This is a genomic window from Streptomyces sp. BBFR51 (assembly GCF_044591655.1).
Taxonomy (GTDB): domain Bacteria; phylum Actinomycetota; class Actinomycetes; order Streptomycetales; family Streptomycetaceae; genus Streptomyces.
In genome coordinates this window covers 2,453,284-2,472,218 of the sequence record NZ_CP172448.1, presented here as the reverse complement: position 1 = coordinate 2,472,218, position 18,935 = coordinate 2,453,284, and the positions used below count along the sequence as shown (strand labels likewise).

General features: G+C 71.1%; 18 protein-coding genes and 3 pseudogenes. 3 read left to right on the top strand and 18 right to left on the bottom strand.

What is annotated here, in order from left to right; genetic code table 11:
* Positions 1–82: 82 nt before the first annotated feature.
* The 9 genes and pseudogenes from ACGH7X_RS11240 to ACGH7X_RS11200 all read right to left on the bottom strand — a co-directional run bounded on the left by ACGH7X_RS11240 (position 83) and on the right by ACGH7X_RS11200 (position 9,788).
* On the bottom strand, positions 83–1,642 hold the full coding sequence (locus tag ACGH7X_RS11240; protein WP_399884230.1) for a DUF1996 domain-containing protein: 1,560 nt from the start codon (positions 1,640–1,642) through the stop codon (positions 83–85).
* A 293-nt stretch (positions 1,643–1,935) separates the two neighbouring features.
* Positions 1,936–2,589 carry a LuxR C-terminal-related transcriptional regulator gene (locus tag ACGH7X_RS11235; protein ID WP_399884228.1) on the bottom strand — a complete coding sequence of 218 codons (654 nt, stop codon included), beginning with the start codon at positions 2,587–2,589 and terminating at the stop codon, positions 1,936–1,938.
* Positions 2,574–3,851, bottom strand: coding sequence for a sensor histidine kinase (locus ACGH7X_RS11230; protein WP_399884226.1), 1,278 nt, complete (start codon positions 3,849–3,851; stop codon positions 2,574–2,576). The genes ACGH7X_RS11235 and ACGH7X_RS11230 overlap by 16 nt, the downstream gene beginning before the upstream one ends.
* Positions 3,852–3,948: 97 nt before the next feature.
* Positions 3,949–4,903 (bottom strand): annotated as a pseudogene (locus ACGH7X_RS11225) (IS200/IS605 family accessory protein TnpB-related protein); the annotation flags it as partial.
* Between the two features lie 228 nt (positions 4,904–5,131).
* Positions 5,132–6,148: an SDR family oxidoreductase gene (locus tag ACGH7X_RS11220; RefSeq protein ID WP_399884224.1), complete on the bottom strand. Its 1,017-nt coding sequence runs from the start codon at positions 6,146–6,148 to the stop codon at positions 5,132–5,134.
* Positions 6,149–6,218: 70 nt separating this feature from the next.
* Positions 6,219–6,830, bottom strand: a complete 612-nt coding sequence (locus ACGH7X_RS11215) for a winged helix-turn-helix domain-containing protein (protein WP_399884222.1) — start codon at positions 6,828–6,830, stop codon at positions 6,219–6,221.
* A gap of 333 nt (positions 6,831–7,163) precedes the next feature.
* Positions 7,164–8,093, bottom strand: coding sequence for a DUF6891 domain-containing protein (locus tag ACGH7X_RS11210; protein ID WP_399884220.1), 930 nt, complete (start codon positions 8,091–8,093; stop codon positions 7,164–7,166).
* Positions 8,094–8,221: 128 nt separating this feature from the next.
* Positions 8,222–9,253, bottom strand: coding sequence for a glutamine synthetase (gene glnII / locus ACGH7X_RS11205; protein WP_399884218.1), 1,032 nt, complete (start codon positions 9,251–9,253; stop codon positions 8,222–8,224).
* A 135-nt stretch (positions 9,254–9,388) separates the two neighbouring features.
* Positions 9,389–9,788 (bottom strand): annotated as a pseudogene (locus ACGH7X_RS11200) (MarR family winged helix-turn-helix transcriptional regulator).
* A gap of 116 nt (positions 9,789–9,904) precedes the next feature.
* On the opposite strand from ACGH7X_RS11200, the pseudogene ACGH7X_RS11195 reads away from it, so the two are divergent.
* Positions 9,905–10,741: pseudogene (locus tag ACGH7X_RS11195) on the top strand (alpha/beta fold hydrolase).
* Between the two features lie 3 nt (positions 10,742–10,744).
* Here ACGH7X_RS11195 and ACGH7X_RS11190 read toward each other — a convergent pair.
* Positions 10,745–11,428 (bottom strand): hypothetical protein, encoded by a 684-nt coding sequence (locus ACGH7X_RS11190; protein ID WP_399884216.1) that lies wholly within the window; start codon positions 11,426–11,428, stop codon positions 10,745–10,747.
* A gap of 137 nt (positions 11,429–11,565) precedes the next feature.
* Complete coding sequence (locus ACGH7X_RS11185) at positions 11,566–11,925, bottom strand: arsenate reductase family protein (protein ID WP_399884214.1); 360 nt, start codon at positions 11,923–11,925, stop codon at positions 11,566–11,568.
* A 175-nt stretch (positions 11,926–12,100) separates the two neighbouring features.
* On the opposite strand from ACGH7X_RS11185, the gene ACGH7X_RS11180 reads away from it, so the two are divergent.
* Entirely contained in the window at positions 12,101–12,415 is a 315-nt protein-coding gene (locus ACGH7X_RS11180) for a hypothetical protein (RefSeq protein ID WP_003976610.1), read from the top strand.
* A gap of 77 nt (positions 12,416–12,492) precedes the next feature.
* Here ACGH7X_RS11180 and ACGH7X_RS11175 read toward each other — a convergent pair whose 3' ends face one another.
* From ACGH7X_RS11175 to glnA, 4 genes are all read right to left on the bottom strand, one after another.
* Positions 12,493–13,071, bottom strand: coding sequence for a hypothetical protein (locus ACGH7X_RS11175; RefSeq protein WP_399884212.1), 579 nt, complete (start codon positions 13,069–13,071; stop codon positions 12,493–12,495).
* Positions 13,072–13,088: 17 nt separating this feature from the next.
* Positions 13,089–14,000, bottom strand: coding sequence for a zinc metalloprotease HtpX (gene htpX / locus ACGH7X_RS11170; protein WP_399896936.1), 912 nt, complete (start codon positions 13,998–14,000; stop codon positions 13,089–13,091).
* Positions 14,001–14,059: 59 nt separating this feature from the next.
* Complete coding sequence (locus tag ACGH7X_RS11165; protein ID WP_399884210.1) at positions 14,060–14,320, bottom strand: hypothetical protein; 261 nt, start codon at positions 14,318–14,320, stop codon at positions 14,060–14,062.
* 154 nt (positions 14,321–14,474) lie between these two features.
* Positions 14,475–15,884: a type I glutamate--ammonia ligase gene (glnA, locus tag ACGH7X_RS11160; protein WP_399884208.1), complete on the bottom strand. Its 1,410-nt coding sequence runs from the start codon at positions 15,882–15,884 to the stop codon at positions 14,475–14,477.
* 220 nt (positions 15,885–16,104) lie between these two features.
* On the opposite strand from glnA, the gene ACGH7X_RS11155 reads away from it, so the two are divergent.
* Entirely contained in the window at positions 16,105–16,572 is a 468-nt protein-coding gene (locus ACGH7X_RS11155) for an RDD family protein (RefSeq protein WP_399884206.1), read from the top strand.
* A gap of 98 nt (positions 16,573–16,670) precedes the next feature.
* Here the strand turns inward: ACGH7X_RS11155 and ACGH7X_RS11150 are convergent, their stop codons facing one another.
* The 3 genes from ACGH7X_RS11150 to lipA all read right to left on the bottom strand — a co-directional run bounded on the left by ACGH7X_RS11150 (position 16,671) and on the right by lipA (position 18,868).
* Positions 16,671–17,375, bottom strand: a complete 705-nt coding sequence (locus ACGH7X_RS11150; protein WP_399884204.1) for a DUF4191 domain-containing protein — start codon at positions 17,373–17,375, stop codon at positions 16,671–16,673.
* A gap of 91 nt (positions 17,376–17,466) precedes the next feature.
* The gene (locus ACGH7X_RS11145; protein ID WP_399884202.1) at positions 17,467–17,682 is read right to left on the bottom strand and encodes a hypothetical protein; all 216 of its coding nucleotides are present in this window, start codon (positions 17,680–17,682) and stop codon (positions 17,467–17,469) included.
* Between the two features lie 232 nt (positions 17,683–17,914).
* The gene (gene lipA, locus ACGH7X_RS11140; RefSeq protein WP_399884200.1) at positions 17,915–18,868 is read right to left on the bottom strand and encodes a lipoyl synthase; all 954 of its coding nucleotides are present in this window, start codon (positions 18,866–18,868) and stop codon (positions 17,915–17,917) included.
* Positions 18,869–18,935 lie beyond the last annotated feature (67 nt).

Here is an 18,935-nt window from a genome sequence, read left to right as displayed (position 1 = left end):
CCGGGAGACCACGAAGAGGGCCGGTGGCGGGAACTCCGCCACCGGCCCTCCCGGTCTGCCGGTGTGTCTGCCCTCGGTGGGACTACTGGCAGTCCTCACCGCGGTTGATGCAGTCGACCACCTCGTTCATCAGGTCCTCGTCCATGACGTTGATGAAGTCGTTGTGGTCGGTGATCGGCTTGTGCAACTGCTCCGGGAAGCTGTCCACGGCGTACGGGTTCTGCACCGAGCCGTTCTCGACGGTCGGGGTGGGGATGTCGTACGCGAGACGGATCTGAAGCTGCGGGATGGCCTGGAAGCCCTCCGGGCAGCTGCCGTCCTGCTGGACGAACGCCATGTGGTCCCGGTGGTTGGCGCTGTCGATGTTCTGGCCGTCCCAGCAGCTCTGGAAGTTGACCGTCCGCAGCACCTGGCTGCCGTCGGGGCACAGCGGGTACTTGTCCGTCACCTGCCGGTCCTCGAAGCCGGAGCAGCTCCACGAGGTGTTGGCGTTCGCGTCGCCGTTGGTGAACGACTTGGCGTCACCGGTGATGATGCGCAGGAACTTCGGCATCGCGACCACGTCGCCCTGCTGGCTGCCGACGAACTTCAGCTCGGCCTGGGCAGGCTTGAGGATCTTGCCGATGTTGCCCTCGGCGCCACCGCCCTGGTCGTTCGCGTCGAACTCCTCGGTACCGTCCTGGAGCCGCAGCACCGGCCAGTAGTACGTGGACTTGTCGCCCTGGTTCTGGCACGAGGTGTCGGCGGCCGCCAGGTCCTGGTCGCTGGAGAAGGCGTCGTTGTCCTGGTTGCCGACGTAGTCGTGCACGTGGTGCGCGCCGTTGTCGACACCGGGGGCGGCGATCAGGTTGTCGCTGTTGAACAGGTTGTTCTCGTTGACACCGCAGTCGGTGGTGAAGGTGCCGGTGGAACCGCCGTCGCCGTTCGCGGCCAGACCGTTCTGGCTGTTGCGGGTGTTCGGCTGGACGTCGTTGATGTCGATGAAGTCCTCGGCGACCGGACCCGCGACACCGTTGCCGTTGTCGTCCTGGTTCTGACCGTCGCCGTTCTGACCGTCGCCGTTCTGACCATCGCCGTTTTGGCCGTCTCCGTTCTGGCCGTCACCGTTCTGACCATCACCGTTCTGGCCGTCCTGGCCGTCCCCGTTCTGACCGCCGCCGTTCTGCGGCTGGTCCGCGGGGCGTCCCTGGCATCCGGCCAGCTCGTCCAGGTTGTCGTCGGCCCTGCCGCCGGCCCGGTTGATCTCCAGCTGGATCCGGTCGATGATCGCCTTCCGCCGGTCCTTGAGCGGACCGAGGATGGTGTTCTGGACGTACTGCGAGTCACCCGCCTGCGCCCGCCGCGTGGTGGCCAGGCGCTTGTAGGCGTTGGTGATCTGGCTGTCCATCGTGGCCAGTTCGCCGTCGACCTCCCCCCGCGCCCGGTCCGGCACACCGGAGATCTTCTGGCCGATGTCGGGACAGTCGATCGTCGCGACCTGCGCGGCGGCCGACCTGGTCCGGTTGTGGCCCGAATGCTCCTCGTGCGCCGAAGCGTAGAAGTTGGCCCAGATCAGCCCGCCCCCGCCGACCGCCAGGGCCGCCGCCCCGGCTACGACCTTGGTGGCCAGTGGCGTACGGCGTTTTCTTGTGTTGCGTCCCATCAGTCTCCTAGCGAAGGGCGCTCGGCCGGGGCCGAGGGGCTTCCCTGTGCTCTGGTATTTGTCCTTTGTCCCGTGAGGGGCCGGTTCGGGCAGTACCGCGGCCTTCGGGCTGGAAGCCACCGCGTCGGCGGAGGCGGAGTCACGGAACTCCTCTGACTTCGTTGAGGAGCACCGGGCGCCGAGGCGCCCAACCTGAGTGGAGCGGCTCCCTTGATTACGAGAGCCGCTCCAAGGATGTTCACCCGTCCCGGAAATTGCTGGGGCCCGTGGGACGCACGAGACCGGTGACGGGGTCAGGGGCCGCCGTCCAGATACGCCAGAACCGCCAGTACACGGCGGTTGTCGTCGTCCGAGACCTCCAGGCTCAACTTCGCGAAGATATTCGCCGTGTGTTTCGCGATCGCCCGCTCCGTGACGACGAGCTTGCCGGCGATCGCCGCGTTGGTCCGGCCCTGTGCCATCAGCTCCAGCACCTCCAGCTCCCGGGGCGTCAGCCGCTCCAGCGGCCGGTCCTCCGCCGCACGCCGGCTGAGCAGCTGCTGGATGACCTGCGGGTCCATCGCCGTACCGCCCGCCGCCACCCGCCGTACGGCGTCCACGAACTGCTCCGCGTCGAACACCCGGTCCTTGAGCAGGTACCCGACCCCGCCGCTCCCGTCGGCCAGCAGCTCACGCGCGTACAGCTGCTCCACGTGCTGCGAGAGGACCAGGACCGGCAGCCCCGGCCGGTTGCGGCGGGCATCGAGCGCGCACTGCAGGCCCTCGTCGGTGAGGGTGGGCGGCAGGCGTACGTCGACCACGGCGACGTCCGGTTCGAGTTCGGCCAGGGCGCGGGACAGCTCGGGGCCGGTCTCGACGGCCGCGGCGATCTCGAAGTCGTGGGCCTCGAGCAGCCGGACCAGTCCGTCGCGCAGCAGGAACAGGTCTTCGGCTAGGACAACGCGCAAGGGATCTCCATGGTGACCATGGTGGGGCCGCCCGCGGGCGAGCTGACGGCCAGGACACCGTCGAATGTACCCAGTCGCCGCTCCACCCCGGCCAGGCCCGAGCCCGCTCCGATCGCCGCACCGCCCTTGCCGTCGTCGGTGACGGAGACGCGCAGCCGGCCCTCCTCGTGGTGCATGTCGATCCAGATCCGGTCGGCGCCCGAGTGCTTCACGGCGTTGGTGAGGATCTCGCTGACCGCGAAGTACCCGGCGGCCTCCACCGGCGCGTCCGCACGCCCGGGCAGGTCCACGTCGACCTCGGTGGCGACGGGCAGCCGCAGCGCCAGGGCGCGCACCGCGTCGCCCAGCCCGCGTTCGGCGAGTACCGGAGGGTGGATGCCGCGGACGAGTTCACGCAGCTCGGTCAGGGCGTCGGCGGAGGACTGGCGGGCCTGGGCGAGCAGTTCCCGGGCCTTCGCCGGGTTCTTCTCGAGGAGCGCCTCGATGGTGCCCAGGTCCATGCCCATGGCGACCAGCCGGGCCTGCGCACCGTCGTGCAGGTCGCGCTCGATGCGGCGCAGTTCGGCGGCGGAGGTGTCGACGGCGTCGCGCCGGGTCTCGGTCAGTACACGTACCCGCTCGGCGAGTTCGCCCTGGCCGGTGCCGAGGACCGCGCCGGTGAGCCGGAAGTGGGCGTGCAGCAGGAGCGGGGTGAGCCAGAGGGCGGCGAAGAGGAGCACGACGGCCAGGCCGGCGGCGTAGAGGGCGGAGATCTGGCCGGTGACGTGGACGAAGCCGTACCAGTACCCGTCGGGCAGGACCCGCCACAGCCCGGCCGCGATGGTGAAGCCCTCCAGGGGGTAGAGCACAAGCGCGAAGGCCAGCAGCGCGGTGACGAAGCCCGCCGTCATGTCGACCGGCAGCCAGCACAAGTCCCGCCAGGTGGCCGGGTCGCGGAGCATGCCGAAGGTCCGGGCCCACGGGTTGGCGTCCTCGGGCAGCGGCCGGTACGCCCGCGGGATCCGCACCCCGCTCCACTCGGCGGCGAGCAGTCGCCGCCCGTCCGCGAACGCCCGTACTCCCGTCAGCACCCACGGCGTGGTGACGATGCCGACCCCGATCGGGATGAGGGCGATCGACACGAGGGTCAGGACGAAGCACACCACCGCGCCGGGCAGGGAGATCAACGTCAGTGCCAGTCCCCGTACGGCCGACAGGGCCAGGCCCCGTGTCCGCGCCCCTGTCCGTGTCTGCCCCGTGCCGCTCTTCGTGTCGATGCTCATGACATCAGTCTCCCGGACGGAGCGGGGCGGGGCACTGGGCCGGGCACCCCGGTCAGGGGGTGGTGTCAGATACACCGTTCCCATTCAGTGAGCAGGCGGCGGGTCCGGTGAGGTCGTAGAAGAAGCGGCGTGGGTCCCCGACCGGGTTGCCGTGGGTGTCCAGGCGCCAGGCGGCGAGATGGTCGGCGTTCATGTCGACCCCGATCACCCCCTCGGTCAGCGCCGCGGTCAGGGGGAGGGTGCGGGTGGCGGGTTTCTGCCAGGACGCGGTCACCTACCAGCGCCCACGGCTGACGTCGTGGTGGATGCGGTAGGCGACGGCCCGGTTCGCTTCGATGCGGTCGGCCCATTCCTGTCCCCGGTGCGCGAACCCGATCCGGCCGGTCAGGACGTACCGGCCGTGCGGAGCGTTGGCCAGGTGGGCGAGCGGGGCGGGCAGCCGGACGGACACCTCACCGTCCGGGCTGATGCGGATCGTCTCGTTCCCGAACCGCTTCCCGGACTCCCCGTCCGCCTGCACAGACCACCGTGCCGCCTCCCACCCCGCACCACACGCACCCGCCCGGCCGTCCAGTCCGCGCGGGCCCGTGCCAGCCGGTCCTCCAGCACGTGCAGACGCCGGGCCTTGGCGTGCCACTCCCGCCGACTGCGATACCCACCCGGCGCGCGCTTCGTCCCCTTCTCGCCGACGGGCAGCGACAACCGGTGCCGCAGGGCCCGCACCCCGCCTCCAACGACTGGAGATGCGCGCGGGCACCACGGCGGGCCAGCGCCCACTGCTCATGCGACGCCTTGGTGATCGCCCCCGCCCACCGGGCCGACGACTCGGGTGTCAGCGCCCGCTTACGCACCGCCCACGCCCCGGCGTCATGCCCCAGCCCGTCACGGCAACGCGCCTTCAGGTCACGGGAGGCAAGTGCGCCCAGGTGGGCGCCCACCTGCCGCAGGACTTCCATGTCCACGTCGGTGAGCTGCTTGAGCCGGGTACGGACCGCCACTCCCGACGGGCCCAGCGCGACGAACGGCGCCGCAACCCCCCGCAGACCACCCACCCCACACCCCCGCCCAGCCGTGACAACCCCCGTACACCCCACCCAACGAACAGCCCCGCCCAAGGCCACGCATTCGACAGACAGACTCCCGTTCCCACCCCAGACACCAAACCCTCCGACCCCACCCCGCACTCACTCATTCACGCCGGATCACACTCATGCAGAGTCATCGGCCAGCAGTTCCCAACCCCCGTCGGGGCGGTCCCCGCGGGGCGCGTTGCCGCCGGGTCAGCTCCCGCCGGGTCCGCTCCCGTCGGTGGCGAGGACCTTCGCCTCCGTCTCCGGGTCCAGGCCGACCGGTGGGCGGTCCGGCCGCCGGGGCGCGGTGCCGCCGATGGCGCGCAGCCAGGTCCAGGTGTCGGCCACGGTGTCCTCGACCGGCCGGCAGGTGAGGCCCGTCGCCACGGCCCGGGAGACGTCGGCGCTCTGCAGGGCGTCGTGCAGGTCGCTGCCCGGGGGCGTCCACACCGGCAGTTGCCCCCACGGCTCGATGCCGGCGGCGAGGACGGTCCCGGGGTCGGTCCAGCGCAGCTCGGCCGCGCCGCCCGTGGCCCTGGCGCAGGCGTCGAGCAGGCCGCCCATGGTGGTGTGCCCGGGCGGGGAGGCCAGGTTGTACGGTCCGCTCAGCTCCCGCTCCACCGCGCCGAGTACCCAGTCGGCGAGGTCGCGGACGTCGATGTACTGCAGGGGCAGGTCGCGCGGGCCCGGCGCGAGGACCGGGCCGCCGCGGGCGACGCGGTTCAGCCACCACGGCAGCCGGCCGATGTTCTCGTACGGGCCGAGGATCAGCCCGGCCCGCACGAGCACCGAGCGGTCCGCTCCGAAGGCGTCCAGAACGGCGAGCTCGGCGCCCCGCTTGTCCCGGGCGTAGTCGCTCTGCTGGGCGTCCGCCGAGGCGCCCTCGACGAGCGTGGCGTCCTCGGTGTACCCGGCGGGCGGGGCCCAGGCGTACACCGAGCAGCTCGACACGTACACGTACCGGCCGGCGCGGCCCCGCAGCAGCCGCGCCGCGTCCCGTACTACGTGGGGCGCCGCCGACCAGGTGTCGACGACGGCGTCCCACGTGTCCTCGGCCAGGGCGGTGAGCCCGTCGGGCGCGGTGCGGTCGCCGTGCAGCGCCCGCACTCCGGGGGGCGGGGCGTGCCGTCCGCGGTGCAGGACGGTCACCTCCCAGCCCCGGCCGAGCGCCGCCTCGACCACGGCCCGCCCCACGAACTCCGTACCGCCCAGCACCAGTAGTCTCATGCCGGTCACTGTGCGGGGTGCGGCGGCCGAAGGGAACGTCCCTCTGCCGTCAGCAGACCGGCGTGCGGGCTCAGCGTCCCGTGGGCGGCGTGTACTTGTAGCCGACGCGCCGCACGGTCTGGATCGTCTGCCGGTGCTCCGCGCCGAGCTTGCGGCGCAGCCGGGCCACGTGCACGTCGACGGTGCGGCCGTCGCCCACGTGTCCGTACCCCCACACCGTGGTGACCAGCTGGTCGCGGGTGTGCACCCGGTGCGGATGGGTGACGAGGTGGGCGAGCAGTTCGAACTCCAGGTAGGTCAGGTCGAGTTCGCGTCCCTCCACGGCGGCGGTGCGCCGCGCGGAGTCGATCCGGACGAGCGGGTCGCCCCCCTGGTCCCGGGCCCCGTCGGCGCTGTCCTTGTGCGACGGGCCGGCCACGCCCACCGGGCGGAACGGCGACTGCTGGTCGGCCGGGACGAGTACCAGGTAGCCGACCATCGGCGGGCGGCCCGGGAGCGCGGGCAGGGTGTGCTGGGGCGCGGGCAGCCAGGTGGCGCCCGGCGGCAGCAGGTCCGCGACGTCCACCACCTCGTCCCGGTCCACGGCGCGCAGCCGGTGCCGGGGGCCGCCGGAGCCGGGGAGGGCGGTGGCGGGGGTGGGGGAGTCGAGGGGGACGGGGGACAGGGAACGGGTGGTCGCCATGAGACGTCAGCTCTTTCGCGCGAGAGGTTCGTCGGGAGGGGCGACGGGCGCGAGTTCGTGGTCGGGCGCGTCGCGGGGACGTACGTCGTGCGCACCGGCCGAAGGCCTGGGGTGTACGGCTTTCTAGCGGGCCGGCGCGGTCGTCGCGCGGCAACACACCCGGTCGAAGTCGTCGTGCTGACGGGAAGGCCAGAAGGGCTCGAGGTCATGGCGACCCGTCGCTGCGTACTTCCGGAAGCTGGCCATGGGCCCATTGAAGCAGACGGCGGCGCGGGACAGGAGACTCCTCTCACTGCGTGGACGCCGACTGGCGTGAACTGGGTGTTGGCCCGGTCACCCCTCCAGGCGTTTGCGCCAGTTCAGCGGGGCGACGGTGATCGCTCTGCCCGGGTCGCCGTCCCACTGCGTGGACAGCCCGGATCCCGCGAACGCGGCCACGACCTCGTGTCCGACGGCCGTGGTGGTCTTCTCGGAGCCGTCGAAACCGCCGTAGTACAGCATCAGGCCGTGCCCCTCGGCGGCGGCCTCGGTGCTCTGCTGGTGGAAGAAGACGAAGCCGCGGGCCCCCTCGCGCTCCGCGCCCATCTCCGCGGTGCCGCAACTCCGGCAGCAGGCGAAGTTCTCCCGGGCGGTGACGCCGGCCGCGTCCAGGGCCTGGAAGACCCGGGTGAGCCGGTCGGGGTCGGTGGTCTCCTCGCCCCACGCCTCCTGCTCGGCCAGCCGGTCCAGCCACAGCCGGTCCACCAACTGCCGGGCCTGGTCCTTCGACACCGGCCGCTCGTCGTCGGCGTCCGTGACCCGGTACTCCTCGGCGATCTCGGCCAGGACCTTGCGGCTGTCGTAGCCGCAGCGCAGCCGCTCCCGCACCCGTTGCTCGACGTCCCCGCGCACCTCGTCCGGAAGGTCGGGAACGTCCTTGCGGGGTCCGACGTCGACGGGCTCCCAGTCGACGCCGGTGTCCCAGCCGGTCTCCTGGCGTGCCCAGCCGGCCAGGAGGTCTGCCACGCGGTCGCACGCGTCGAGCCGCGTCCCGAAGAACAGGTCCTCGGCGGCCCGGTGCTCCAGCCGGTAGTCCCCGCCCTCCTCGTGCCAGACCTGGGCGAACACGTCGGGGATGTCCGGTATCCGCTGGACGACCAGGAAGCGGTCGCGGGGGCCGCCGATCCGCGCCACCAGCTCACGCAGCCGGGCGGCCGGAATCCGTGCGTGCGTCTGCCAGTTCTCCGTCTCGACCTTGATGGCGAGGTCCCCGTCGATCTCCATGCCCCCACCATGGCACGCGCCACTGACAACGCGGCCGGGGCGGCGGCCCGGTCACCGCGGGCAGCGCCGGCAGCGCGAAGGGCGTCCGCCGCGACGGTGGACGCCCCTTCGGAGCGGGTGGGGCCGGATCAGACCTGGCCGGCCTTCTCCAGCGCCGTGCAGCAGGTGTCGACGAGCAGGCGGGTCACCACGTACGGGTCGACGTTGGCGTTGGGGCGGCGGTCCTCGATGTAGCCCTTACCGTCCTTCTCGACCTGCCACGGGATGCGCACCGAGGCGCCGCGGTCGGAGACGCCGTAGGAGTACTCGTTCCACGGGGCGGTCTCGTGCAGGCCGGTGAGGCGGTCGTCGATGCCGGCGCCGTAGTGCTTGACGTGGTCCATCGGCTTGGAGCCCTCGCCGAGCGACTCGCAGGCGGTGACGATCGCGTCGTAACCCTCGCGCATCGCCTTGGTGGAGAAGTTGGTGTGCGCGCCCGCGCCGTTCCAGTCGCCCTTGACCGGCTTGGGGTCGAGGGTGGCGGAGACGTCGAAGTCCTCGGCGGTGCGGTAGAGCAGCCAGCGGGCCACCCACAGCTGGTCGGAGACCTCCAGCGGGGCCAGCGGGCCGACCTGGAACTCCCACTGGCCGGGCATGACCTCGGCGTTGATGCCGGAGATGCCGAGACCGGCCTTGAGGCAGTTCTCCAGGTGGGCCTCGACGACGTCGCGGCCGAAGATCTCGTCCGAGCCGACACCGCAGTAGTAGCCGCCCTGCGCGGCCGGGAAGCCCCCCTCGGGGAAGCCGAGCGGGCGGGCGCCCCTGAAGAAGGTGTACTCCTGCTCGATGCCGAAGATCGGCTCCTGCGCGGTGAACCGCTCGGACAGCTCGGCCAGCGCGGCGCGGGTGTTGGTCGGGTGCGGCGTCATGTCCGTGTCCAGGACCTCGCACAGCACCAGGATGTCGTCGCCGCCGCGGATCGGGTCGGGGCAGGAGAAGACCGGCTTGAGTACGCAGTCCGAGGCGCTGCCCTCGGCCTGGTTGGTGGAGGAGCCGTCGAAGCCCCAGATCGGCAGGGCGTCCAGACCGGCGGGGGCGGCCGTGATGATCTTCGTCTTGGAACGGAGCTTGGCCGTCGGCTCGGTGCCGTCGATCCAGATGTACTCGGCCTTGAAGGTCACGGGGGCCACATCCTTCGGGGTGGGTCTGGGCGCACTTGCGGGTGCTGCGGCGCCGGGCGGCTGGAGCGCCGCGTCTACGCCGTGCAGCGTGCCAACAGGCGATTTCCCGTCCGTTGCCCGTATGTGAACCCCGTGTTACCCGGGGTCGGTGTGGTGCGGCTCACCCGGGAGCGCGGGGTCCCCGTGCCCCGGGTGTCCCGAGCCGTCCTCCTCGGCCGCCTCCCGCACCCCGGTCAGCAAGCCCCTGACCGCCGCCAGTTCCCGCTCGTCGCGCACCCGGCGCACATGGCCGGCCCGCTCCAGCCGGTCGACCAGCGCGGTCGTCCCCGCGGAGTTCAGTCCGAGCGCGGTGCCCAGCCGCCCGGCGGTTCATCTCCTCTCCGGCCCGCGAGGCGTCCATCAGCGCGATCAACGCGCGGACGTCGGTGGGGTGCATGCCGTTGCGCTGCGCGAACCGGGCGGTGTGCGCGCCCAGTTCGACGGTGACCGCGCGCAGCAGATGGACGATCTCCATCTCCGGTCCCTGGTCGGGCATGCGGGGCGCCCCTTCCGGTCTTCGTCTCGCTCGACAAGTATCTCGTTCGGCGAGGTAATACCGGAGAAGCAGAGCGCGGGAAGCAGGAGAACCGAGCGAAACAGGGGGCACCGTTCATGAGCGCTCGCGGTCCGTACGACGCCGGCCGTTCCACGACGCCTACGACAAGGTCATGGCCAAGTGGCCGGCGCGGTGCGAGGCGCTGACCGTGCCCACCCCCTTCGGCGAGACCCACGTCAACGTGACCGGCCCGGCCGACGCCCCGCCGCTCGTCCTCCTGCCGGGCGGCGGCGCGGCGACCTCCGCCTCCTGGTACGCGCAGGCCGCCGAGCTGTCCCGCACCCGCCGCGTCCACGCCGTCGACCTGATCGGCGCCCCCGGCCGCAGCACGCCGGCCGACGACCGCCACCCCCGTACGGTCGCCGACCTCACCGGCTGGCTCGACGCTCCCCCACTGCCTTAAGGGCGTGGGAGGTGCCCCCACCTGAACGGACTCGGCATCGAGGCGACGGACCTCGGCGGGCACTCCTACGGCGCCTGGATCGCCCTGCACCACGCCCTGCACGCACCCGGCCGGGTACGCCGCCTGTTCCTCCTGGACCCGACCCGGTGCTTCGCCGGGTTCAAGGCGGCCTACCTGCTGCGCGCGCTGCCGATGCCGCTGCGGCCCACGCCCCGCCGGGTCCGCGTCTTCCTGGACTGGGAGACGGGCCCGGCCCCTCTCGGCGCCGACTGGCTCACCCTCCAGGAGGCCGCCGTCGGCTTCCCGGCCCGCGGAGGTGGCGGCCCGGGCGAAGGCGCTGCTGCCGCACGTGGAGACGGCCGTCCTGCCGGACGTGTCCCTCCCCCACTCTCGGCTTCGCTCGAGCGGGGGCCCCATCGCGCTGCCGCAGTCCGCGCCGCCCGAACTGGGCCGCCGCCTCGGCGAGTTCCTCGCCGGGCCGGGTGACTGAGCCTCACCCGACCTTCTCGATCAGCGCCCGCCGGATCAGGAACTTGCCCTCCTCACGGACCTGTTCGAACGCCGCGTTGTTCAGCAGCGCGCAGCTGCCCGAGACCGAGTTCACCTCGACGGTCGTGGACTTGTTGTTGTCGAGGTTGGTCACCTTGAGCTTCGTCCCCACCGGGAACTGGTTGCTGGAGGCGGCGGGCGCGCCGCCCTCGCCGGAGAGGGTGACGGTGGAGCCGTCGCAGACCTGCTCGCCGGCCTGCGCGGCACCCCCGGCCTGGTCACCGGCCTGATCCCTGGCCCCTTGTCCGGCTTCCTGGCCCGCCTCCTGGCCGTTCCCCGGGGGCTGCGAGGCCTGGGAGTCCTGAGCCGACTCCCCAGCCGTGCACCCGGATGCCTCCTGCTTGCGCTCGATCTCCGCGACGACGGCCTCGCGGTTCGCGATCCGGGCCTCGGACTGCGCGTCGGGATTGGCTCGCTGGCCCTCGATGAACCGCAGGTTGTTGCCGAGCGCGGTGGCCAGGCCCTGGCAGACGTTGGAGTCCTGGGCTGCCTTCGTCTGCGCGTTCTGGGTGGTCTGCGCGGCGTTCGAGGCGTTCGCCATGACGAAGGCGCCACCGCCCGCCACCGTCGCGGCGCCGACCAGCAGCGCGATCTTCTTCTTCGTGCCGAGACTTCTCCTGCGCGACATGCGCGCCTCCTGAAGAGGTAGGGGAGCGTACGCCGCTATGTACGAGATACCGAACGGAGTTACTCAGCGGTCGCCTCGACGCGCGCACGTAACCTGCGTCACACCGCGCCCCTTCCTTGCCTCCGGCGCGTCACGTCCTACCGCGACAGGGCGTCCCGGACCGCCTCGTCGGTGCGGCCCACGACGGCCGTTCCGTCGTCCGCCGTGATGATCGGGCGCTGGATCAGCCCGGGGTGTTCGGCGAGCGCGGCGACCCAGCGCTCGCGTGACGCCTCGTCACGAGGCCAGTCCTTCAGGCCCAGCTCCTTGGCGGCCGCCTCCTGGGTGCGGGTGATGTCCCACGGTTCGAGTCCGAGACGGGTCAGCACCTCGCGGATCTCGTCCGCGCCCGGCACGTCCTCCAGATAGCGGCGGACGGTGTAGTCGGCGCCCTCGGCATCGAGCAGACCGATCGCGCTGCGGCACTTCGAACAGGCCGGATTGATCCAGATCTCCATGGCGCACACGGTAGCCCGAGGGTTGTGAAAACCCGTTCTCCCCATGCGTCACAACCACCCCGAAAGCCCTTGTGGCCAGGGGCTTTTGTCAGTGGGGGGCGGTAAAATAGAAGCAGTGTTCGAGGGTGTCGCCGGGAGGTCCGGACGGCGCCCTGACCGCGACAGGAGGATGCCCGTGCCCGCTGCCGCACTGAAGCCGAAGCCGTTGCCCACCCAGTCCACCGCCAAGCGGCCCGTCCTGCTCGACCTGCCGTACGAACCCGTGGAGAAGCGTCCGCTGCCGGCGGGCCGCCCCCGCGAGTGGTACGTCACGCACAACCGCCGGCTCAAGGCGATGCGGCTTGCCATCGCCCTGCTCGACTCCGGCGTCTACCTGCCCAACCAGGCGCGCAACGAGAGGATACGGAGCGCTGCTCTGACGATCGGCGTTCACCCGCCGTCGGACACCACGTGCCACATGGTGCGGGCGTTGATGCGGTACTCGCGGTGAGCGGAGCGCAGGGTGCCGTTCGTTTCGCGGTGCCCTGCGCTCGTGTCGCCGTAGCCGGGAATGCCGACCGGCGACGGTCACAGGCCGGGGGCGCCCCACACGGGGAACCAGCGGCCCAGGTCGCCCTCCACCGGCAGTTCGTCGGCGAGTACCGCCCGCGTCCGCAGCTCCAGGGCGTTGTCCCGCTGCTGCCGGTCTCCGGGCAGCGGGGCGAAGGGATAGAACGTGCCACGCTTGTAGAGGTAGACCAGTGCCAGCCGGCGTCCGTCGTCGTCGACGAAACCGGCGAGGGAGCAGAGCAGCCGCGGGCCGAAACCGCCCGTCTCCAAGGTGCTGTTCACCGCGTGCAGGTCGTTCACCAGCACCGGCAGCTCGCCCGGAGAGCGGTGCGAGACCAGCCAGGAGTAGCCGTAGGAGTCGTGGGTCAGCTCCACCGGGGTGCGGCCGGCGTCCGCGTCCAGCAGCTCGCGGACCTCGCGGTGCGTGCGCTCGAAGGCGGCGCCCTCGACCGTCGCGAAGCACACCGCCCCCTGCCCGGTCGGCGTGAAACCGGCCGCGGCCTCCAGGCTCACCGCCGCCGAGGGCAGCGCGAAGAGCCGGTCGAGGTCGGGCGCGACGGCCCTGGTCCGGCCGAGCAGGATGTCCAGCAGCCCCATGTCGGCCCTCCCGCCCCTCAGGCCTTCCCGGGGGCGGTCGCCTCACCCAGCTCGGCGGAGATCCGCCCCAGCTGGTCGAGCCGCTGCTCCAGGCTGGGGTGGGTGGCGAAGAACCGTCCGAGGCCCGGCTCGGCGCCGAAGGCGGGGGTGAAGTAGAAGGCGTTGAAGGCCTGGGCCGTGCGCAGGTCCTTGGTCGGGATGCGGGCGATGTCGCCGGTGACCTTGGTGAGGGCCGACGCCAGGGCCGAGGGACGCCCGGTGAGCAGCGCCGCGGCCCGGTCGGCCGCCAGCTCCCGGTACCGGGACAGGGCCCGGATCAGCAGGAAGCTGAGCGCGTACACGGCCGCGGAGACGCCCATCACGACCGCGAGGACGGCCATGGTGTTCTGGTCCCGCCGGCCGAAGAGCTGGGAGTAGAAGGCGAACCGCACGATCAGCCCCGCGATCACACCGAGGAACGAGGCGATCGTGATCACCGCGACGTCCTTGTGTGCCACGTGCGACAGCTCGTGCGCGAGCACGCCCTCCAGCTCCGCGGGCTCCAGCCGCCGCAGCAGCCCGGTGGTGACGCAGACCACCGCGTTGTCCGGATTCCGGCCGGTCGCGAACGCGTTCGGCATCTCCATCTCCGACACGGCCACCACCGGCTTCGGCATGTCGGCCATCGCCGCCAGCCGGTCCACCACCCCGTGCAGCTCCGGATACTCGTCCCGCTCCACGACCCGGCCGCGCATCGCGAACAGCGCGATCCGGTCGGAGAACCAGTACTGCACCCCGAGCACCGCCGCCACGATCACCACGACCAGCACCCAGGACTTCAGCACCACGATCAGCGCGGCGACGAACCCCACGTACAACAGGCCGAGCAGGAACAGCGTGATCCCCATGCGCACGGTCAACCGCCGGTCACTCCGGAAGCGGCTCTGCATCTGCATCACCTCACAGTCGGGCACTCGTCCCGATGTCCAGTGTGCACCCGGCGCAGGCCTTAGTAGGGCGCCCGGAAGTCGATGTACCCCAGCAGCACGATCACCGCGGCGACGCAGCCGAGCACCACGACGGTGGACACCCACGACGACCGGTGCCCGGAGCCCACGTGCTCGGGGTCGGCGCGGAAGGGGACCGGCCCGGGAGGGTTCTCCTTCCAGCGCGCGGCGAGCATCCGGGCACGTGCGGAGGGCTCCTTGTGCTCGGCGCCGTCCGCCCACCTCAGGTCGTACTCGCGCTCCTCGTCGTCCCGTTCCGGCATCTCCGGCACTCTCCCCGTCCCCCTGACTCGAACAACCGTGTCAGTGGACATGATCCCGGCGCATGTTCGTCCTGTGAAGTGTTTTCGGCCACGCACGACGGCGCCCCCGCCCCCGGGGAGGGGGGACGGGGGCGCCGGACGGCTCAGGCGTCGATCACACGTCGAAGTACATCTCGAACTCGTGCGGGTGCGGACGCAGCTGCAGCGGGGCGATCTCGTTGGCGCGCTTGAAGTCGATCCACGTCTCGATCAGGTCCGGCGTGAAGACGTCGCCCTGGAGGAGGAACTCGTGGTCGGCCTCCAGGCGGTCCAGGACCGCGCCGAGGGAGGTCGGGACCTGCGCCACGTTCGCGTGCTCCTCGGGAGCCAGCTCGTAGAGGTCCTTGTCGATCGGCTCGGCCGGCTCGATCTTGTTCTTGATGCCGTCCAGGCCCGCAAGGAGCAGGGCCGAGAACGCCAGGTACGGGTTGCCGGAGGCGTCCGGGGCGCGGAACTCGACGCGCTTGGCCTTCGGGTTCGAGCCCGTGATCGGGATACGCATCGCGGCCGAGCGGTTGCGCTGCGAGTACACCAGGTTCACCGGCGCCTCGAAGCCCGGCACCAGGCGGTGGTAGGAGTTCACCGTCGGGTTGGTGAAGGCCAGCAGCGAGGGGGCGTGCCGGAGGATGCCGCCGATGTAGTAGCGGGCGGTGTCGGACAGGCCGGCGTAGCCCTGCTCGTCGTAGAAGAGCGGCTCGCCGCCCGTCCACAGCGACTGGTGGACGTGCATGCCCGAGCCGTTGTCACCGAAGATCGGCTTCGGCATGAAGGTCGCCGTCTTGCCGTTCTTCCACGCCACGTTCTTCACGATGTACTTGAAGAGCTGGAGGTCGTCGGCGGCCGCGAGCAGCGTGTTGAACTTGTAGTTGATCTCGGCCTGGCCGGCGGTGCCCACCTCGTGGTGCTGGCGCTCGACCTGGAGGCCGGACCGCTCCAGCTCCAGGGAGATCTCGGCGCGCAGGTCGGCGAAGTGGTCGACCGGCGGGACGGGGAAGTAGCCGCCCTTGTAGCGGACCTTGTAACCGCGGTTGTCCTCGATGGCGCCGGTGTTCCAGGCGCCGGCCTCGGAGTCGATGTGGTAGAAGGACTCGTTCTCGCGGGTGGCGAAGCGGACGGAGTCGAAGACGTAGAACTCCGCCTCAGGACCGAAGAACGCCGTGTCGGCGATGCCCGTGGAGGCCAGGTACGCCTCGGCCTTCTTCGCCACGTTCCGCGGGTCGCGGGAGTACTGCTCGCCCGTGATCGGGTCGTGGATGAAGAAGTTGATGTTGAGGGTCTTGTCCCGGCGGAACGGGTCGATGCGCGCGGTGGACAGGTCGGGGCGCAGCGCCATGTCCGACTCGTGGATGGCCTGGAAGCCGCGGATCGAGGATCCGTCGAAGGCCTGCTCCGCGTCGGGGTCGAACGCCGTGGCGGGCAACGTGAAGTGCTGCATGACGCCCGGCAGGTCGCAGAACCGGACGTCGACGAACTTGACGTCCTCGTCCGCGATGAACTTCTTGACGTCGTCGGCGTTCTGGAACATCCAGCTCCTCCTACTCCCGACCGTCCCGCCGGGGTGGTAGATCGTTTGTGCGACCAGTGCGGGTGGCACACGCTTCGACGACCCTAGGGACGGGTGATTTCTCTGGCGTGACCCATTTGTTTCGCACAAGTTAACCGGCTCCTTCCCCAGCCTAGGCTGGATCAGGTGCCCCCACACCCCGCCGTTCTCGGTACGTATACGGGCGCAGTACCGTGGTCGGGTGGACAACAGGCAAGCAATCGGATCGTGGCTCTCCGGCCCCCGCGCGGCCGTCGAAGAGGCCGGTGCCGACCTCGGACACCGCGGCGAGCAGCTGGGCCTGCCCGAGGAGGGACCGGGTTCGATCGCCCGCCCGGGCAGGCGGCTCGGCGCGCTGGCCGTCGACTGGGCCCTGTGCACCCTGATCGCATACAGCCTGATCACGGGCAGCTACGGGCAGACGGCGAGCAACTGGGCCCTGCTGCTCTTCTTCGTGCTGAGCGTGCTGACCGTCGGCACGGTCGGCTTCACCCCGGGCAAGCGCCTCTTCGGCCTGCGGGTCGTGGACCTCGCCACGGGCCGCCCGAGCCCGCTGCGCGCCCTGCTGCGCTCGGTCCTGCTGTGCCTCGCCCTGCCGGCGCTGATCTGGGACCGCGACGGCCGGGGTCTGCACGACCGGCTGGCCCGCACCGTGGAAGTCCGGATCTGACCCGCCTCGGCGTGTGACGACGCCGGTACGGCGAGGGGGGCGGCCCGAGTGATCGGGCCGCCCCCCTCGCCGTACCGGCGTCCGGGAGTCCTACGGGGTCAGCGCTGCCTGGGGTTGCCGCCCCGGGGCATGCGCATGCCCTTGGGCATCGGGCCCTTGGGCAGCGGCATGTTGCTCATCAGGTCGCCCAGCGCGCGCAGCCGGTCGTTGGTCACGGTGACCTGCGGGCCGGACAGGACGCGGGGGAGCTTGAGCATGGTCGTGCGCAGCTTCTTCAGCTCGACCTGGCCCTCGCCGGTGCCCACCAGCAGATCGTGCACGGGCACGTCGGACACGATGCGGTTCATCTTCTTCTTCTCGGCCGCGAGCAGGGACTTGACCCGGTTCGGGTTGCCCTCCGCGACCAGCACGATGCCGGCCTTGCCGACCGCGCGGTGCACCACGTCCTGGTTGCGGTTCATCGCCACCGCGGGTGTCGTCGTCCAGCCCCGGCCGATGTTGTCCAGCACGGCCGCCGCGGCGCCCGGCTGTCCCTCCATCTGACCGAAGGCCGCCCGCTCGGCCCGGCGCCCGAACACGATCGCCGTCGCGAGGAAGGCGAGCAGCAGGCCCAGGATGCCGAGATAGATGGGGTGACCGATCAAGAAACCGATCGCGAGGAGGACACCGAAGACGACGATGCCGACACCCGCGAGCACAAGACCGATCTTCTTGTCGGCCTTGCGGGTCATCTTGTAGGTCTGAGCGATCTGCTTCAGTCGCCCGGGATTCGCAGCGTCCGCTGCAGGTTCCTTCCTCGCCATGGCACGAAGTCTACGTGCCCCCGAAAGCGCCGACGACGGCAGTGTCCGGCGTGGGAGGCGGGAGGGAGGCGGGAAGAAGGGAGGAGTCGGGTCAGGGGCGGCCGGCGACGGACTGCCGCAGCGCGCGCTCCGTCTCGATCCGGTCCTTGGCACGGCGGCGGTCCTCCAGCACGGAGGTCCAGGCGTTGCGCCGGGCGGTGCGCTGGCCGCTGCTCATCAGCAGCGACTCGACGGCCCGCAGCGCGGTGGTGAACGACGGGATGGCGGTGGCGCGGACGGCGGTGGCGCGGACGGGCGCGGCCTGCATCGTGGAGGTCCCCCCTCGGTACGGCTCCGGGTACGGAGACGGGTGTACGTGGCGTGATACCAGGGTCACTGACTGGTGTTACCAGGGCGTGACCCGCCGGTCAAACGGACATGAAGCCGCGATGCCAGGGTCCACAACGGGCTCGCGGCCCCGACCGGTGCCCTCATCTGCGAGGACGGTCGGGGCCGCGGAGTATCGGCCACTACTGGTGAGTAGCGTCTTGTGCGTGAATTCACACGGTGGCGGAGCGGCGCTGGTCCATGGCCATCCCGTAGAGCCGTCCGGCGCGGTACGAGGACCGCACCAGCGGACCCGACATCACGCCGGAGAAACCGATCTGCTCGGCCTCCTCCTTCAGCTCCACGAACTCCTGCGGCTTGACCCAGCGCTCCACGGGGTGGTGGCGCACGGACGGGCGCAGGTACTGCGTGATGGTGATCAGCTCGCAGCCGGCCTCGTGCAGCTGCTTCAGGGCCTCGCTGATCTCCTCGCGGGTCTCGCCCATGCCGAGGATCAGGTTCGACTTGGTGACCAGGCCGTAGTCGCGGGCGTCGGTGATGACCTTCAGCGAGCGGTCGTAGCGGAAGCCGGGGCGGATGCGCTTGAAGATCCGCGGGACGGTCTCGACGTTGTGCGCGAAGACCTCGGGGCGGGAGGCGAAGACCTCCTGGAGAAGCTCCGGCACCGCGTTGAAGTCCGGGGCGAGCAGCTCGACCTTGGTGCGGCCGGTCTCGCGGCCCGCCGTCTGCTCGTGGATCTGGCGTACCGTCTCCGCGTACAGCCAGGCACCGCCGTCCGGGAGGTCGTCACGGGCGACGCCGGTGATGGTGGCGTAGTTCAGGTCCATGGTGACCACGGACTCGCCGACGCGGCGCGGCTCGTCGCGGTCGAGCGCCTCGGGCTTGCCGGTGTCGATCTGGCAGAAGTCGCAACGCCGGGTGCACTGGTCGCCGCCGATGAGGAAGGTCGCCTCGCGGTCCTCCCAGCACTCGTAGATGTTGGGACAGCCGGCTTCCTGGCAGACCGTGTGCAGGCCCTCGCTCTTCACGAGGTTCTGCATCTTGGTGTACTCGGGGCCCATTTTCGCCCGGGTCTTGATCCACTCGGGCTTGCGCTCGATGGGGGTCTGGCTGTTGCGGACCTCGAGGCGCAGCATCTTGCGTCCGTCGGGTGCGACTGCGGACACGACCGGCTCCCTAGCGTTTGATTCTTCGGCGTTCTTCAGGGTACGCCCGTTGATTTGTTGGTCGGCG

What these genes read in the sequence shown, in the direction of transcription:
- ACGH7X_RS11240 (WP_399884230.1), bottom strand. Translation starts at nt 1,642, where the DNA reads ATGGGACGCAACACAAGAAAACGCCGTACGCCACTGGCCACCAAGGTC.
- ACGH7X_RS11230 (WP_399884226.1), bottom strand. Translation starts at nt 3,851, where the DNA reads ATGAGCATCGACACGAAGAGCGGCACGGGGCAGACACGGACAGGGGCG.
- ACGH7X_RS11220 (WP_399884224.1), bottom strand. Translation starts at nt 6,148, where the DNA reads ATGAGACTACTGGTGCTGGGCGGTACGGAGTTCGTGGGGCGGGCCGTG.
- ACGH7X_RS11215 (WP_399884222.1), bottom strand. Translation starts at nt 6,830, where the DNA reads ATGGCGACCACCCGTTCCCTGTCCCCCGTCCCCCTCGACTCCCCCACC.
- ACGH7X_RS11210 (WP_399884220.1), bottom strand. Translation starts at nt 8,093, where the DNA reads ATGGAGATCGACGGGGACCTCGCCATCAAGGTCGAGACGGAGAACTGG.
- ACGH7X_RS11190 (WP_399884216.1), bottom strand. Translation starts at nt 11,428, where the DNA reads ATGTCGCGCAGGAGAAGTCTCGGCACGAAGAAGAAGATCGCGCTGCTG.
- ACGH7X_RS11185 (WP_399884214.1), bottom strand. Translation starts at nt 11,925, where the DNA reads ATGGAGATCTGGATCAATCCGGCCTGTTCGAAGTGCCGCAGCGCGATC.
- ACGH7X_RS11175 (WP_399884212.1), bottom strand. Translation starts at nt 13,071, where the DNA reads ATGGGGCTGCTGGACATCCTGCTCGGCCGGACCAGGGCCGTCGCGCCC.
- htpX (WP_399896936.1), bottom strand. Translation starts at nt 14,000, where the DNA reads ATGCAGAGCCGCTTCCGGAGTGACCGGCGGTTGACCGTGCGCATGGGG.
- ACGH7X_RS11165 (WP_399884210.1), bottom strand. Translation starts at nt 14,320, where the DNA reads ATGCCGGAACGGGACGACGAGGAGCGCGAGTACGACCTGAGGTGGGCG.
- glnA (WP_399884208.1), bottom strand. Translation starts at nt 15,884, where the DNA reads ATGTTCCAGAACGCCGACGACGTCAAGAAGTTCATCGCGGACGAGGAC.
- ACGH7X_RS11150 (WP_399884204.1), bottom strand. Translation starts at nt 17,375, where the DNA reads ATGGCGAGGAAGGAACCTGCAGCGGACGCTGCGAATCCCGGGCGACTG.
- ACGH7X_RS11145 (WP_399884202.1), bottom strand. Translation starts at nt 17,682, where the DNA reads ATGCAGGCCGCGCCCGTCCGCGCCACCGCCGTCCGCGCCACCGCCATC.